The 15081-nt window shown below is 55.3% G+C and carries 8 protein-coding genes; 2 read left to right on the top strand and 6 right to left on the bottom strand.

The annotated features are described in order from the left end of the window. Nucleotides 1–229: 229 nt before the first annotated feature. The 4 genes from V3O24_RS10890 to V3O24_RS10875 are packed head-to-tail and all read right to left on the bottom strand — an operon-like array spanning nt 230 to nt 8412. Nucleotides 230–3355: an efflux RND transporter permease subunit gene (locus V3O24_RS10890; protein ID WP_331307259.1), complete on the bottom strand. Its 3126-nt coding sequence runs from the start codon at nt 3353–3355 to the stop codon at nt 230–232. After that, nucleotides 3352–6486 (bottom strand): MdtB/MuxB family multidrug efflux RND transporter permease subunit, encoded by a 3135-nt coding sequence (locus V3O24_RS10885; protein ID WP_331307258.1) that lies wholly within the window; start codon nt 6484–6486, stop codon nt 3352–3354. Before V3O24_RS10885 ends, V3O24_RS10890 begins: the two co-directional genes overlap by 4 nt. Before the next feature lie 2 nt (nt 6487–6488). Next, entirely contained in the window at nt 6489–7757 is a 1269-nt protein-coding gene (locus V3O24_RS10880) for an MdtA/MuxA family multidrug efflux RND transporter periplasmic adaptor subunit (protein ID WP_331307257.1), read from the bottom strand. A gap of 10 nt (nt 7758–7767) precedes the next feature. Next, entirely contained in the window at nt 7768–8412 is a 645-nt protein-coding gene (locus V3O24_RS10875) for a CerR family C-terminal domain-containing protein (RefSeq protein WP_331307256.1), read from the bottom strand. 1137 nt (nt 8413–9549) lie between these two features. On the opposite strand from V3O24_RS10875, the gene V3O24_RS10870 reads away from it, so the two are divergent. Further along, entirely contained in the window at nt 9550–10566 is a 1017-nt protein-coding gene (locus V3O24_RS10870) for a sterol desaturase family protein (protein WP_331307255.1), read from the top strand. A 153-nt stretch (nt 10567–10719) separates the two neighbouring features. Here the strand turns inward: V3O24_RS10870 and chrA are convergent, their stop codons facing one another. Beyond that, on the bottom strand, nt 10720–12072 hold the full coding sequence (gene chrA / locus V3O24_RS10865; RefSeq protein ID WP_331307254.1) for a chromate efflux transporter: 1353 nt from the start codon (nt 12070–12072) through the stop codon (nt 10720–10722). Between the two features lie 246 nt (nt 12073–12318). On the opposite strand from chrA, the gene V3O24_RS10860 reads away from it, so the two are divergent. Continuing rightward, nucleotides 12319–13647 (top strand): hemolysin family protein, encoded by a 1329-nt coding sequence (locus tag V3O24_RS10860; RefSeq protein WP_331307253.1) that lies wholly within the window; start codon nt 12319–12321, stop codon nt 13645–13647. A gap of 288 nt (nt 13648–13935) precedes the next feature. Here the strand turns inward: V3O24_RS10860 and V3O24_RS10855 are convergent, their stop codons facing one another. Continuing rightward, the gene (locus tag V3O24_RS10855; protein WP_331307252.1) at nt 13936–14850 is read right to left on the bottom strand and encodes a LysR substrate-binding domain-containing protein; all 915 of its coding nucleotides are present in this window, start codon (nt 14848–14850) and stop codon (nt 13936–13938) included. Nucleotides 14851–15081 lie beyond the last annotated feature (231 nt).

Genomic DNA, 15081 nt, shown 5'->3' with positions numbered 1-15081 from the left:
AGTTTTCACTCTCATTTTTCTTCATGTCCTTCATGCTCTTCATGGTTTTACGCCTTAGCTTGATGCGTATGAGTCGTCCCCAATGTTTCTGTGATGACTAAGTAAAGTAGTCGAACTTAACCAATAAATTAAGCAATCACCACGAAGAGCATGAAGGACATGAAGACGTAGATCCTTCATGCTTTTCATGTTCTTCATGGTTTAAAAAATAGTTGTTTCAAGCACGTTCCTAAACAGGCTTATTTGCTTCGGAAGCCGCGCGGTTAAAAAAGCGGCGATGAAACCACAGCCGGAAACGATCCAGGTAAAGGTAGACGACCGGCGTCGTGTACAAGGTCAGTATCTGGCTGAAGATCAGGCCGCCGACGATCGAAATGCCCAACGGTTGGCGCAGTTCCGCGCCGTAACCGCTGCCCAGCGCCAACGGCAATGCGCCGAACAGCGCCGCCATCGTGGTCATCATGATCGGCCGAAAGCGCAGCAAACAGGCTTGAAAAATCGCCTCGCGCGAATCCAGACCCAGCTCGCGTTCGGCAAACAACGCAAAGTCGATCATCATGATTGCATTCTTTTTGACGATGCCGATCAGTAATATCACGCCGATCAGCGCAATGATGCTGAATTCGTTGTTGCAGGCCATCAGCGCCAGCAACGCGCCGACCCCGGCCGAGGGCAGGGTGGACAGGATGGTCAGCGGATGGATATAGCTTTCGTAGAGTACGCCCAGCACGATGTAAATGCTGACCAAGGCGGCCAGGATTAAAAGCGGCTGGTTGCGTAACGACTCCTTGAAGGCTTTGGCCGAACCCTGGAAACTGCCTTGAACCCCGTTCGGTACGCCGATGTCGCGCATGGTTTTTTCGATCAGTTCGGTGGCGGTGGACAGCGAAGTGCCGGGCCGAAGATTAAACGACAGCGTGGCGGCGGCGAACTGGCCTTGATGGTTGACTGACAGCGGCGTATTGGTTGGCGCAAAACTGGCCAGCGCCGACAGCGGCACCTGGAGCGAGCCCGGTTGTTCGCCGGTCGGCAAGCGCTTGGCGGGTACGCTGATATAGACCTGTTTCAGGGCTTCCGGGCTTTGCCAATATTCGGGGGCCAATTCCATCACGACCCGGTACTGGTTCAGCGGATTATAAATCACCGAAACCTGGCGTTGGCCGAAAGCGTCGTTGAGGCTGGCGTCGATCATGGCTTGGCTGACGCCGTAGCGCGCCGCCATATCCCGGTCGACCACCAGGCCGATCTGCTGGCCCTTGTCTTGCTGGGTGGTGCTGACGTCGCTGAGTTCCGGCAGTTTGGACAACGCGGCCAGCACTTTCGGCATCCATTCCCGAAGCAGGCCCAGGTCGTCCGATTGCAGCGCGTAGTCGTAAGAGCCGAACGAAGGCCGGCCGCCGATACGCAGTTCTTGCGCCACGAACATATGCAGGTCGACGCCGGGAACGCGTTTCACCCTGTCCCGCAAACGCTTCATCACTTCATCGACAGGACCCCGTTCGTCGTGCGGCTTTAACACCACGAAGACCCTGGCGCTATTGCCGCTCTGCTGGCTGCCGGCAAACCCGACCACGGCTGACACCGCCGAGTCCTGCCGCAATAGCTCGGTAACCTCGAAAAATTTTTTCTGCAAGGCCCAAAAAGACGTGCCTTGGTCGGCTTGAATTTCACCATGCACTCTGCCGCCGTCCTGGGTCGGGAAAAAACCTTTGTCGATCACCGTGTACAGGTAAATATTGAGACCTATGGTGGCGAGCAGGATCAGCATCATGATGCGCCCGTGGCGCAACGCCCAGCGCAACGTGCATCCGTAAAAATGCTGCACCCGGTCGAAAGCCCTGCCGATGCTTTGATAGAGCCGGCCATGCTGCGGATTTTCCTTGCCGACCCAGCGTGCGCACAGCATCGGCGTGACGGTCAGCGAGACCACTAGCGACACCAGCACGGCCGCCGACAGCGTCACCGCGAATTCCCTGAACAGGCGGCCGACCACGCCGTCCATCAGCAAAATCGGCAGGAACACCGCCACCAGCGACACGCTCATCGCCAACACGGTAAAGCTGACTTCCTTGGTCGCCAACAGTGCGGCCTTGAACGGCGGAACGCCTTTCTCGATATGGCGGCGGGTGTTTTCCAGCACCACGATCGCGTCGTCGACCACAAAGCCGGTGGCGATGGTCAGCGCCATTAAGGTCAAGTTGTTCAGGCTGTAGTTGAAAAAATACATGGCTGCACAGGCGCCGAACAGCGAAGCCGGCACCGCAATAATCGGCACCAGTGTCGAGCGTATATCCCGCAAGAACAGCAGCACCACCAGAATGACCAGCGCCATCGCAATCAACAGGCTGTGTTCGACTTCGGTAATCGAAGACCGGATGCTCATCGAACGGTCGATAACCACCGACAGGTCGATCGCGCTGGGGATGGAAGCGCGCAGCTGCGGCAATATGGCCAGAACCTGATCGACGGTTTCAATCACGTTGGCCTGCGGTTGCTTTCTGAGAATCAGCAGCACTGAAGGTTTACCGTTTTTCAACCCGGTGTTGCGCAAGTCCTCGACCGAATCCACGGCCTCGCCGAGATCGGCGATGGTGACCGGCGCGCCGTTGCGGTAGCTGACGATTAGCGGCAGGTAATCCGCCGCTTTGCGCGCCTGGTCGTTGGCCTGGATCTGCCAACGTTGGCCGCCGTTTTCCAGCACGCCTTTCGGACGGTTGACGTTGGTTTGAGTGATGGCGTTCCTGACATCCTCCAGGCCGATGCCGTATTTGCTTAGCGCGTTGGGATTCAGCTCGACCCGTACCGCCGGCAACGCCGCGCCGCCGAGCTGCACTAGGCCGATGCCGGGAATCTGCGATATTTTCTGCGCCAGGATAGTCGAGGCGGCGTCGTACATTTGGCCGCGGCCGAGAGTGTCCGAGGTCAGCGCCAGAACCAGGATCGGCGCGTCGGAAGGGTTGTCCAGCCGGTAACTGGGGCGATTGGGCATGCCGCTGGGCAGCATGCCGGCGGCGGCATTGATCGCCGCCTGCACATCGCGGGCGGCGCCGTTGATGTCGCGGTCCAGATCGAATTGCAGGGTAATCTGGGACGCGCCCTGCAGGCTGCTGGAGGTCATTTCGGCAATCCCGGCGATCCGGCCCAATGCCCGCTCCAGCGGCGTCGCCACCGTGGCCGCCATGGTCTCAGCGCTGGCTCCGGGCAACTGGGCGGTTACGCTGATGGTCGGGAATTCCACCTGCGGCAACGACGCCACCGGTAAATTCAGGAAAGCCAGAATACCGGCCAGGGATATGGCCAGGGTCAGCAGACTGGTGGCGACCGGCCGGTAAATGAACAGCGCCGATAAATTCATCGCAAGCTTCCGTCGTCTTCGATGGTTTCAGCCGGATTCAGGTTCAGACGGCCGGACACGCGCCGGGCCAGGCCGTCCATCCATAAATAAATCACCGGCGTGGTGTACAGGGTCAACAACTGGCTCAGCAACAAGCCGCCGACCATCGTGATGCCCAAAGGATGGCGCAGCTCCGAGCCGACGCCGCTGCCCAACATCAACGGCAGAGCGCCCAGCAAGGCGGCCAGCGTGGTCATCAAAATCGGCCTGAAGCGCAGCAGGCAGGCCTGGAAAATCGCGTCGCTTGGCGACATGCCTTGCTTGCGCTCGGCTTCCAGCGCGAAGTCGATCATCATGATCGCGTTCTTCTTGACGATACCGATTAACAGGATGATGCCGATGATGCCGATGATGCCCAGATCGCCGCCGGAAACGATCAGCGCCAGCAGTGCGCCGACACCGGCGGACGGCAGCGTGGACAAAATAGTGATCGGGTGGATATAGCTTTCGTACAACACGCCGAGCACGATATAAACGGTGACGATCGCGGCCAGGATCAGCCACAGGGTATTGCCCAGCGAGGCTTTGAACGCCAGCGCCGCGCCCTGGTAATCGGTGCGGATGCCGGCAGGCAGGCCGATTTGCTGTTTGATGCGGTCGATAGTCTTTACCGCATCGCCGAGCGCCGCGCCCGGTGCGAGGTTAAACGATAAGGTCGCGACCGGGAACTGGTCGAGATGGTTGATCGACAGCGGTGTCGGCCGTTCCGATAATTGGGCTATCGCCGACAGCGGCACCTGCGTGCCGTTGCTGGAAGGAATCCGTAAATCGTTCAAGGCTTCCGGGGAGTTTTGCGCGCTTGGATCGACTTCAAGCACCACCCGGTACTGGTTGGATTGGGTGAAAATAGTCGATACCAGCCGCTGTCCGTAAGCGCTGTACAGCGTTTCGTCGATTGCGGCGGTGCTGACGCCGAGGCGGCTGGCGGTGCTGCGGTCGATGTTGACATAGACTTGCCGGCCCTGGTCCTGCACATCGCTGGTGACATCGGCAAGTTCCGGCTGCCGGGAGAGTTCATCGACGAGCTTATGCGTCCAGAGGTTCAATTCATCGATGTCCGGTGTTTCCAGCGTGAACTGGTACTGAGTGCGGCTGACCCGGTTCTCCATCGTCAAGTCCTGCACCGGCTGTAAATACAGGCTAAGTCCGGTCAGCCCGGACAGTTTGGGTTTCAGCCGCGCTATGACCTCGCTGGCGCTTAGCTTGCGTTCGGCTTGCGGTTTCAGGTTGATCAGGAAACGGCCTGCGTTGGGCGTGGTATTGATGCCGTCGACGCCGATGAACGACGACAGGCTTTCTACCGCCGGATCTTCAAGCAGCAGCGCGGCCAGTTTTTGCTGGTGTTCGGCCATCGCCGAAAAAGACACATTTTGCGGCGCTTCGGAAAAACCCTGGATGATGCCGGTATCCTGGACCGGGAAAAATCCCTTGGGAATGAAGACGTACAGCGCCACGGTCAGCGCGGCGGTAGCGAAAAACACCGATAGGGTCAGGCCTTGCCGCTGCATGACCCATTCCAGGCTGCGGCCGTAAGCGGCAATCAGCTTGTCGAACCAGTCGTCGGGCTTTTCGGCAGGCTCCGGGTGCGAATGCAGCAGCTTGGCGCACATCATCGGCGTCAGCGTCAGCGATACGACCGCGGAAATCAGGATAGCCACCGCCAGCGTGATCGCGAACTCCCGGAACAGCCGGCCGACCACGTCGCTCATGAACAACAGCGGAATCAGCACGGCGATCAGCGAAAAGGTCAGAGAAATAATGGTAAAGCCGATTTGTTCGGAGCCTTTCAGCGCGGCTTTCAACGGCGATTCGCCGCGCTCGATATAGCGGGAGATATTCTCGATGACCACAATCGCGTCGTCGACCACGAAGCCGGTCGCGATGGTCAGCGCCATCAGCGTCAGGTTGTTGATGCTGAACTCGGCCAAGTACATCACCGCGAAGGTGCCGACCAGAGACAGCGGCACCGCGACGCCCGGAATGATCGTGGCGGGTACGTTGCGCAGGAACAGGAAAATCACCATCACCACCAGCGCGACCGCCAGCAGCAGCTCGAACTGCACGTCACGCACCGAGGCGCGGATGGTCACGGTGCGGTCGGTCAGCGGCAGCACGTCGACGTTGAGCGGCAAGGAGGCCTGTAATTTCGGCAGCAGTTCCTTGACGCGGTCAACCACTTCGATCACGTTCGCGCCGGGCTGACGCTGGATGTTGACGATTACCGCCGCCTCTTTGTTTGCCCAGGCGGCGAGCCGGACATTTTCCGCGCCGTCCACCACTTCGGCGACTTCGGACAGATGCACCGGCCCGCCGTTGCGGTAAGCCACGACCAGATCGCGGTATTCCGCCGCCGAGCGCAATTGGTCGTTGCTGTCGATAATCGCCGAACGCATCGGTCCGTTGAACATGCCTTTGGGCTGGTTGACGTTGGCGGCGGCGATCACGCTACGCACATCTTCCAGGCTGATGCCGTATGCGGCCAAGGCTTTATGGTTGGCCTGGATCCGCACTGCGGGACGCTGGCCGCCGCTGATGTTGACCATGCCGACGCCGGATAATTGGGCGATTTTCTGGGCCAACCGGGTGTCGACCAGGTCCTGGACCTTGAACAGCGGCAAGCCTTTGGAGCTGACCGCCAAGGTCATGATCGGCGTGTCGGCAGGATTGACCTTGCTGTAAATCGGCGCTTGCGGCAAATCTTTCGGCAGGAAGTTGGCGGCGGCGTTAATCGCCGCCTGCACGGTTTGTTCGGCGATGTCCAGATCCAGGTTCAGGTTGAATTGCAGGGTAATCACCGACGCGCCGCCGGAGCTGGTCGACGACATCTGGGTGAGTCCGGGCATCTGGCCGAACTGGCGCTCCAGCGGCGCGGTGACCACCGACGTCATGACCTCGGGGCTGGCGCCCGGATACAGCGTGATCACCTGGATGGTCGGATAGTCGACCTGCGGCAGCGCCGATACCGGCAACAAGCGGTAAGCCAGGATGCCGACCAGCAACATCGCCAGCATCAGCAGCGAGGTCGCCACCGGGCGCAGGACGAACAGCCGGGACGGGTTGAAATTCGGCAGGGCGTGGTTTGCTGGAATCATAGTCAAGGACGCTTATCGTTTTTACGCGACTTGCCTTCGGACTTGGGCTGCGCATTCGGATCGGCGGCCACGGCTATCCCGTCTTTTTTGGCAATATCGACCGGGCTGCCGTCGCGCAGCCTGTCGACGCCATCCACCACCACGGTTTCGCCGGCGGCAAGATTGCTGAGCACCGCAACCTTGTCTCCCTCGGTCGGCCCCAAAGTGATGCGGCGCGCCTGCGCGGTTTTTTCCGAGCCGACCACGTAGACAAACGGGCCCTGAGTGTCGTGCTGGATCGCGGCGCTGGAAACCAGGGTCACGCCGGGCAAGGTTTCCAGGTGCATTTTGATGTTGACGAACTGGTTGGCGAACAGGGTACTTTCGTTATTGTCGAATTGCGCCTTCAGTTTCAGCGTGCCGGTGGTGGGGTCGATCTGGTTGTCCAGCGCCAGCAATTTGCCGTCGGCCAGCTTGGTTTTACCGGCCCGGTCATAGGCTTCGACGTTAACCGCTTCGTTGGATCGCCAACGCTTCACCACCGATTGCACCTTGTCTTCGGGCAGGGTAAACACCACGCTGATCGGCTGAAGCTGGGTAATCACCACCAAGCCGTTAGCATCGTTGGCCTGGAGGATGTTGCCTTGGTCGATCTGGCGCAATCCGACCCGGCCAGGGATCGGGGCGGTCAGTTTGGCATAGCTGAGCTGGAGTTTAGCGTTATTGACCTGGGCTTTATCCATTTCCACAATGCCTTGATATTGTTTGACCTGGGCTTCCTGGGTTTTGGTTTGCTGGGCGGAAATAGAGTCCTGTTCGAGCAGGGTCAGGTAGCGCTCATGGTCCAGTTGGGCGTTTTTCAGCAGCGCTTCATCGCGCAGCAACTGGCCTTCGGCTTGCTGTAACTGCACCTGAAACGGGCGCGGATCGATTTCCGCCAGTAAATCGCCTTCCTTGACCATTTGGCCCTCGGTGAACGCCACCCGCATCAGTTCGCCGTCAACCCTGGAGCGCACGGTCACGGAGCGCAAGGCGGTGACGGTGCCCAGGCCGTTCAGATAGACCGGAAAATCGGCTTTGCCGGCGGTTTCCGCCGACACCGCCACCGGTGCGTCATTGTCGCGGCCGCGTTTGCCGCGCTTGGAATCGGATTTTTCACCATCCGGCGACGACGCATGCTGGAAATAAAAGACTGCGGCGATAATGGCCAGCACGATCAGCGATCCGGGCAGTAAAAAAGCCCGGCGTCGGTTGGCGGGCGGGAGTAATGTGCGGCGATTGTGTTGACTCATACGGGCGTTATTAATTAAGGGTTTGGGAACGGATAGCTTGGATACCGGCTAGCGAAAATTGCGCGACGTGTTCGGCAAACGCCTTGAGGTTGCTTAAGTCGCTGGGATGTTTGCGATGCGGCCGGGCGCCTTGCATGTGTCTTAACCGCAACAGCTGAAAACATTGGCCCATGATGCTGGCGTGGCAGTACTGGATTTGCTGTTCGCTGGCCGCCTGTCCCAGGCATTCTTTCAGCAAGGCGAACATTTGCAGGCGCTGAGGGTTGATTTCCTTTTCCAGAATATCGGCCAGCAGCCGGGTAGGCTGCGCCATTTCCTTATGAATAATCGCAAACGAATAGGAATTCTCGTCGCCGATGCGCCTGACCAGGGATTTAATCCATTCGGCCAGCCGTTGTTCCGCCGGTGCGTCGTCTGTCAGGCCGCCGTCGGGCGGGTACAGCTCTAGTTCCTGATTAAATGCAAAACGCCAGGATTCCAGATAGAGGGTTTCCTTGTCGCGGAAATGATAATTGACCGAGGCGATATTGGCGTTCGCCTGCCCGCAGATTTCGGCTATTGTCGCGTCCTGGAAGCCTTTTTCCGCGAAGATTCGGCTGGCTGCGGTTAACAGCCGGATGCGGGTTTTTTCCGGCTTGATTTTAAGGTTCGGCATGCAGGCAAATTGATCGAAACAGGCGTAGTAATGATGTTTGGCAATTGTAATTGAAATTTTAAATTTAAATACGCATTTTAAATTCAGTAAGCGTTATGCGGGGGTTTACAGTATTGTTTTTTCAGCTGTTTTTTGTTTCCGATTTGCTATTGACCGCTAGAAAATCAGCGGCAGTAGCGCAAATGCCGCCTGTCAATCAACAGGCTGTCGGCGTCATCGCGGGTGGATAATACTGTCAGGATGAAGCAGCCCGTAGGGCTAATTTGCCCTGGCGTTTATTTGACGACTTTCGGTTGGGCAATGCGACTGTCAAGCCGACAGCCGAATATACCGATCTATGTATGAAATTCTCTTGGGATTGTAGATGGAAAAATAAATATGAAGAACCGGTGATGCGTTGAGCAAAAAGACAGACCAACAGCTTGTGATGAGCTAGGAAGCGCTGAACAAAATGCTTCCGTTCATGGTTCGACAGGCTCGCCACGAACGGAATCAATACGTTACCGTTCGTCCTGAACCTGTCGAAGGACTAAATCAGCGCTTCCCTCAGGGACGGTTGAGGACTCGGCAGTGTTGTCTTTGCTAATAAAAAAAGGCTGGGCGCTTTCGCACCCCCCCCGTTGTGCTGAAAATCCAGCAGGCGCTGCTGATACGCTGTTTGTAAAGAAGCGATTTTGCGCTGATACCTTGCTGTTATAGCCGCAGTCGATCATTCCAATGCTCGGTTCGCGATGAATCGGCTCAAGTGTACGGGGCGTCTCCTGAGTATGACCGTAAGATTCTCTGCGCGCTTCAACTACGCTTAAGAATGTTGTAAACAGTGCATGCAACAGAGCAGTTGCACCGGACTGATACAATCAGCCGACTTAAAAAAACAAAATTCTTTCAGTCGGCCGTTCATGTTATTTTCAATCCACATAATGCAAGTATCTGAAAAATAATTATTTTTTTATGTGTTCTTGTGATATTTTCGGCTGTAAACGGTTTGTGGCTCGGATTTTGCTTTGATATAATCGAGGCGTTTTCTTAAGTAAAGGAGCCGAGCCTATCGGAATTATTGCCTCAGCCTTTTTTCATCAAATTGTCACCGTCTTTACTTAAGATGTCGTTGCACTAAGCTGTATTAAGGAGAAGACAATGTCTAGCGAAATTATGTCATTAATCACTTTTGTGGAAAGCTATTTAATCTGGCTATCAAGCATGCCCGGAAAATTGGCGACATTTATCTTGCTTATTGTATTTGTCGCTTTATCGGCTCTTGAGTTTTTCCGCCCCAAACGCAGATTGCCCGCTAAACAGTTGCGCCGGTCTTATCAAACCAATATCGGCCTGTTTATGTTTAACAGCATCGTTATTTCGTTGCTGTCTGCAACGCCTTTATTGATGCTGGCCGAACGCTATTCCGACCGGGGGCTGTTAAGCCACATCGACAATCCGGGCTGGAAAGCCCTGTTGTCGTTCCTGTTGCTCGATTTAATGCTTTATTGCTGGCACAGGATCAGTCACAGTTTCGATGGCTTGTGGATGTTCCACAAAGTGCATCACAACGACCCTTATTTGAATGTGTCGACCGCATTCCGTCTGCATGTTGTCGAGCTGCTGATCATCACCGTGCTGAAAGCGGCTTACATTATCCTGTTGGGCGTGGATCAAATGCTGGTGCTTATTAATGAAACCCTGTTGACCTTGTTCATCATGTTTCATCACGGCAATATTTCATTTCCCGGCGAAAAGCACTTCGGGCGGGTCATCATCGTGCCTTATCTGCATCGCACGCACCATTCGACGGAGCGCAGTGAGCACGATACCAACTACGGCGCGGTGTTTTCGATATGGGATCGCCTGTTCGGTACGCTGGCGGAACGGGAGCCTCTGGAAATCGGCATTAAAAACAGCTCGCCGCAAACCGTTTTCGGTTTGGTAAAGTTCGGCTTTACCTCGGCAAACCCGGAACCTGTTCCTGCATACGAGCTGGACGAGAGTCTTAAATCGATGATCGCCGAGGCGGCCTATTACAAAGCGGAAAAGCGCGCCTTTAAGCCGGGAAACGAACTGCGCGACTGGTTGGAAGCGAGAAGGGAAATTATCAGGATGGTTTATGGCGACAAGGCGGGCAGGGAACAGGCAGGACGCATCGGCCCGTTACCCATTTAAGCGCTGTTGATTCTAACATCCGACCCAAAAGGGGTTTGGAGGCCGTCAGGCAAAGGCTTCCTGGCGGCTTGTTAAACGGGTTGGGTAACTGTTTTTGTTGCCCAATATTCCGGCATACAGGGATAGAATCCGCGACCATATCGAACATCGTATTCATAAAAAAATCCCTTGCTGGGCAAGCCAGGGCTTGATAAACAACAGCAACAGTCCCGCCATGCCGCAAGCGCCGATGACCGGAATGACGCCCGCCTTGTAACGGAACAAGGCCAGCAACGCGCCCGCCCCGATCAGCGCGGCAATGCCGTCGAAACGACCTTCGAAACCTTGCGGCCAGAACACATGCCAGGCAAAAAATACGGCAAGATTAAGAATCACGCCGACCACGGCGGCGGTAATTGCCGACAGCGGAGCGGTGAATTTTAAATTGCCGTGGGTGGACTCCACCAAGGGGCCGCCCGCCAGGATGAACAGAAAACTGGGCAGGAAGGTGAAATAGGTGACTACGACCGCCGCGACCACACCGGCCATCAATAACGCATCGGAACCGAGAGGCAACTGGCTCCAGCCGCCCAGGAAGCCGACGAAGGTGACGATCATGATCAGCGGGCCGGGCGTGGTTTCGCCCAGCGCCAGGCCGTCGATCATTTGCGTGGCGCTCAGCCAATGGTAATGTTCCACCGCTCCCTGGTACACATAAGGCAACACCGCATAAGCGCCGCCGAAAGTCAGCAGCGCCGCCTTGGTGAAAAACCAGCCCATCTGCGTGAGCGCACCGTTCCAGCCGTATTGCCCGCACAAAAATCCGATCACGCCGCCCCACAAAATCAATCCCGCCGCCGCGATTTTAAGCAGGTGCGGCCAACGGAACCGGGCATGGTCGGGAATCGGCGTATCGTCATCGATCAGCGCGGGACCGTAGCTTTGTTTGGTCGCGTCATGGCCGCCAACGGCGAATTTGTCAGGGACGATGCGTCCGCCAATGGCTCCGAGACAGGCCGCGATCAGCACGATCAACGGGAACGGCGCATGCAATGCGAAGATCGCGAGAAAGGCCAGCGCCGCCAGCGTCCACAATAGGCCGTTTTTTAAAGCCCGCGAGCCGATGCGATACGCCGCGAACAGTACGATGGCGGTGACGGCGGGTTTGATGCCGTAAAGCACGCCGGCCACCGCCGGAACCTGGCCGAAACGCAGGTAAACCCAGCTCAGCAGGATCAACAGTAACAGAGACGGCAGGATAAACAACAATCCGGCGACCACGCCGCCCCAGGTGCGATGCATCAGCCAGCCGAGATAAACCGCGAGTTGCTGCGCTTCAGGCCCCGGCAACAACATGCAGTAATTCAGCGCATGCAGGAAACGCTTTTCCGAAATCCAACGCCGCCGCTCGACCAGTTCCTGGTGCATGATCGCGATTTGCCCGGCAGGGCCGCCGAAGCTGATAAAGCCGAGTTTGAGCCAGAAGCGGAAAGCTTCGCCGAAGCTCACGGGTTGCGGTCGTTCCATTGAGTTCTCCTTCGTCAGGGGGTTGTAAATTGTCATTGGGCTTCTCTTCTTGTTGAAAAAACGGCGTAACCAAAAAAACAAGAACGCCATATAAGCCTTATATCCCGGCAGTTTTGTCCCGAAAAGCGTGCAATTTAACGCCGATCAATGTCCGTTGGGGGCGCTATGTGTATACTACCCATAATTGGGTAGTCTCTTCACTTGATCGACGATGCCAATACTACTTTCCATTAAAGCTTAAGTGTTATGAATAATCTTTTTCTGATCATTGCCGCACTGTTGCTGGTCGCGCTCAATGGCTTTTTTGTGGCCGCAGAGTTCGGTCTGGTCAAACTGCGGCAAACGCGCATCCGCGCGATTGTTAAAACGAAAGGTTGGCGCGGACGCATTCTGGGAAAGGTACACGCAAAACTCGATGCCTATTTATCGGCCTGCCAGCTGGGCATTACGCTCGCTTCGCTCGGTCTGGGCTGGATTGGCGAACCTGCGTTTGCCAGCCTGCTGGAATCCCTATTCGACAGGTTCGACGTCACATCACCGGAAATGATACACGGCATATCGTTCGCGTTCGCCTTTACCGCCATTTCGTTTCTGCACATCGTCGTCGGCGAGCTTGCGCCGAAATCTCTGGCGATTCGTAATCCTGAAAAAATCGGCTTATGGAGCGCCGTTCCGCTCTACGGATTTTATTGGCTGATGTATCCGGCGATCTGGCTGCTCAACTCCAGCGCCAATTTGGTACTGCGCCTGTTCGGTTTGGGTAATGTTCATGGTCATGATGCGCATTACTCGGCTGACGAGCTTAAGCTTATTTTACGCAGCAACTTCCCGGACGACCGCTTTACCCGCGATGAATGGAACATTCTGGCGAAAACGCTCGATTTCAGCGAACTCGAAGTATCCGATTTGATGCGCCCGATCCATGAGATCACTGCCTTGCACCGCAACGAGTCATTGCAAAAAAACCTGCAAACCGTGTCTCAAAAACGCTTCAGCCGTTATCCCTATTTCGACACTAACGGTGTTGATGTGTTAGGGGTGATCCATTTGAAGGATTTGTTTTTCGCCCAACAGGAAGGCCACGCGATTGAGGATTTGACTCATTACCTGCGGCCTATCCAATACATAGCGGCGCATACACCGGCACTGGAACTGTTCCGTCAATTCCGCATGGGAACATCGCATTTTGCAATCATCGGGCAAAAAGGCCAAAAACCGCAAGGTTTCATCACGCTGGATAATTTGTTAAGCGCGATGGTCGGTGAGATACGCGACGAGTTCCGTCAAAACAACAATGACTGGACCCGGCTTGATAACGGCACGCTGATCGGCAAGGGCAGTCTGCCGATATTTTCGCTGGAACGGATTCTGGGAATCGATGTCGAGAACGAAGAGCTTGAATTGGAAGACGAGGTATCGATCGGCGGCCTCATCATGGCCAAGCTGCGCGACATTCCGGTAGAAGGCCAAAAGATTGAATTCAACCAGTTCGAAGTTGTGGTCAGAAAAATGAATGGGCCGCGCATCGTTTTTGTCCAGATTTACCTCAATGAAATAACGGATGTGATGCCGTAATCTCTTTTAAAACAGCATAAGAATAACCACGAAGACACGAAGGGCACGAAGAGAAATATCTATAGGAGTGCGGATAAAATCACTTCACAAGTTAAAACCCGCCAGGTCTGGGGATAGTGGCGATGCTATTTGCAAAAGTTATTTCATGCACATTCCTTAATAAAACTTCGTGTCCTTCGTGTCTCGGTAATTGCTCCTGCATTGCTCTACCTCCTGCATCCATGCAGTCGTTCGTGGTGAATAATGCTTTTACCGTCTCCAGCGCATATACGAATCCCGCAGACTATATTAAATCTCGCTCCCAGCGACACCGAGCTCTTTAGCCGCAACCAGCAGCTCGTCGATGAAGTGCTGCGTATATAAAGGCAGGTAGTTGTTTTTTAAATAGGCGATCTTGGTTCTTGAGCTGGGAATAAGATGCGATAAATCCCGCGCCACCAGATCATGATCCATCGCCGGATCATACGCCATGCCGGCGATAATGCCGACGCCCATGCCCAGGCGGACATAAGTCTTGATCACGTCGGTATCGGCGGCGGCCAGGATAATGTCCAGCTCCATGTCGGTGTTTTTAAAGGCGGTCTCGATATTTGAGCGGCCGGTAAAACCGAAGCTGTAGGTGAGTATCGGATAAGAGGCGAGCCGTTTAAGAGAAATGTCACCCTCGCTCAGCGGATGATTTTTTGGCACCACGACCGCATGATGCCATTCATAGCAGGGTTTGACGACCAAATCGGCATCTTCGTCGACCTTCTCGGTGCAGATCGCAATATCGGCTTTCCGGGTGTGCAGTTTATTAATCAGTTGTTCGGGCGACGCTTCGATCATATAAATCCTGACGCCCGGGTATTTTTCCCTAAAGCGCAGGATAGGGCTGGGTAAAAAATACTTGGCCTGGGTGTGCGTGGTCGCAATATGCAGCACGCCCTGGTTGCTGTCGATATAGTCGGCCGCTATGGTCTGGATATTGTTCTTGGCCATGTTAATGGTCGCGACTTCTGCCATGATGCGTTGGCCCAGGGAGGTCAAGCCTATCAGTTTCTTGCCTTGCCGTTCGTAGATCGGGGACCCCAGCTCGGCCTCGAAAAGCTGCAATTGCCGGCTGACTGCCGATTGCACGATGTGCATTTTTTCCGCCGCTTTTGAAAGGCTGAAATCATTTTCTTGAAGAACGCGAAGCAATTCAATTTGGCTTAAATTCATTTATTAAAGATGTCCTATCTAATGATTGCACATGGATGACGCGGATTTAAACAGATGCCCGCGGATAACACTATAAAAAATTCGGGTGCGGCTTTTGTCCCCGCGCCCTACTTAGGAACGTGCATGAAATAACCTGAGCAAGTTTTATTTTTCATTTTTTAACCATGAAGGACATGAAGCGGCATGAAAGGTTTAAGTCTTCATGCTCTTCATGGTAATTGCCTAAATTAA

Origin of the sequence: Methylobacter sp. Wu8 (assembly GCF_036440755.1) — a bacterium.
GTDB classification, from domain to species: Bacteria; Pseudomonadota; Gammaproteobacteria; order Methylococcales; family Methylomonadaceae; genus Methylobacter_A; species Methylobacter_A tundripaludum_A.
The sequence above is the reverse complement of the archived record's forward strand: the minus strand, read 5'-3'. Positions and strand labels throughout refer to the sequence as shown.